At 74.2% G+C, this 1,874-nt stretch carries 2 protein-coding genes; both read right to left on the reverse strand.

Annotation, left to right across the window (positions count from 1 at the left end; all coding sequences use genetic code 11):
- A partial coding sequence (locus P1P70_RS44150) for an AzlC family ABC transporter permease (protein WP_319248070.1) occupies positions 1–837 on the reverse strand: 837 nt, incomplete at its 3' end.
- 29 nt (positions 838–866) lie between these two features.
- On the reverse strand, positions 867–1,778 hold the full coding sequence (locus tag P1P70_RS44155; protein ID WP_319248068.1) for an AraC family transcriptional regulator: 912 nt from the start codon (positions 1,776–1,778) through the stop codon (positions 867–869).
- Positions 1,779–1,874: the final 96 nt, after the last annotated feature.

The following is a 1,874-nucleotide window of genomic DNA, read 5'->3' on the forward strand; positions in this document are numbered from 1 at the left end:
CCGTGGGCCGTGCCCACCGCCGCACTCGCCCTGTGCCCCGCCTTGCGGGCCGTGCCCGCAGCCGTCCTGCCCGTCCTCCGGGCTACCGCCACCCCTCCTGCGGCCCACCCACGGACCGCCGACCCCACCGCGGCGCCCCTCCGCCCAGAGGACGGCCGGGGCGGCGGTCGCGGCGACCAGGACCGGGACTCCGGCGGGCAGGACGGGCAGCAGGCCCAGCCCCAGGACGACGGCGATGCCGGCGACGGCGCGCTCCCCGGCGGTCTTCAGCATCGGCGCGAGGAGGGCCAGGAAGACGGCGGGTCCGGCCGCGTCGAGCCCCCAGGCGCCGGTGTCGCCGATGGCCTCGGCGCCGAGCGCGCCGAGCAGCGTGGTGAGGTTCCACAGCACGTAGAGGGTGAGGCCTGTGACGGTGAAGCCGATACGAGTGGCACGGCGCGTGGGCTGGGCGAGGGCGACGGCCGTGGTCTCGTCGATGACCCACTGCGCCGCGAACGGCCGCACCGCGCGCGGGAGGGCGAGCACCTGGGACAGACGCAGCCCGTAGAACGCGTTGCGCACGCCCAGGAAGAAGGCCCCCGCGGCTGCCGTGAAGGGGTTGCCGCCGGCCGCGAGCGCGCCCACCAGGGCGAACTGGGAGGCTCCGGTGAACACCAGGAGGCTCAGCGCGCAGGTCTGCAGCAGGCTGAGCCCGCTGCCGGCCGAGGTCACCCCGAAGGCGAACCCGGACAGGCCGACGGCCACCCCGACTCCCAGGGCGTCCCGGACGACCGCTCCGTCGGGCTTCGTACCGCCACCGTCGTCCCATGTCTCCGAGAGACGTGTCTGTTCAGTCACCACGCACCGGACGGTACGAGCCGTCGGCGCTATCGGTCTTGTACGTTCTTGCGCCCCCGAGCGCCGTCCGTGCCTCCGCGGGCGTCCTCCTCCCCCCGTTCACGCCCGCTGCCGGAACCACCGATGCGTTCGCGCTGGTAGGCCCCCGGAGGCACGCCCACGATCCGGCTGAAATGGCGGTTGAGGTGCGGCTGGTCCGTGAAGCCGACGGCGACGGCGGCATCGACCGGAGCCGTGCCCACGTCGAGCAGGCTCCGCGCCCGCCGGACGCGGGCGTCGGTCAGCCAGGCGTGCGGTGGCATGCCGTAGGCCGCGCGGAAGGCCCGCAGCAGCGCGAAGGGGCTGGTGCCCAGGTCGGCAGCGAGCCGCTCCAGGGTCGGCGGGTCGGCCATCCGCTCCGACAGCACGGCACGCGCGCGTGCCGCGACGGAGGTGCCCGCGGTGCGGACGGGGCGTTGGGGCAGTGGCCCGCCGTTCAGGCGCAGCAGTCTCGTCACGGCGACCCGCAGCAGGGTGTCCGCGGCCAGCGCGTTGCCCTCGTCGACGGCCCGCAGCACCTGGTGCACCAGACCGGCGGCGTACGGGTCGTCGAGCACCGGCTGTACGAAGCCGGGGGTACCGCGGATCGTGGTGGTCTCGGCGGCGATCTCGGCCACCACGTCGGGCGGCGGGTAGACGGCGCCGTACCGCCAGCCCTCGGGCACGCCGGCGCGACCGGTGTGCGGGGTGTCCGGGTTGACGAGGGCCAGGCTGCCCGGGCCCGCGTACTGGTCGGCGCCGCCGTGGTGGAACACCTCGACACCGTCGGCGATGGCCGCGATCACGAAGCTCTCGTGGGTGTGCCGCACGAACTTCTTCTCGACATAGCTCGCCCGCAGCAGGTCTACCCCGGGCAGCTCCGCGTACCGCCAGTGCCTCGCCCGCTCCACCGAACCCGCCATACCTCCATTCTGCGGCGGGCCCGATCGGCGAACCCCACGGCCCCCGTCCGCCCCTGTCCCTTTTACACATCCCCGAGCCCAACAAAAAAAAAAAAA

It is taken from the genome of Streptomyces sp. MB09-02B, assembly GCF_033794485.1.
GTDB lineage: Bacteria > Actinomycetota > Actinomycetes > Streptomycetales > Streptomycetaceae > Streptomyces.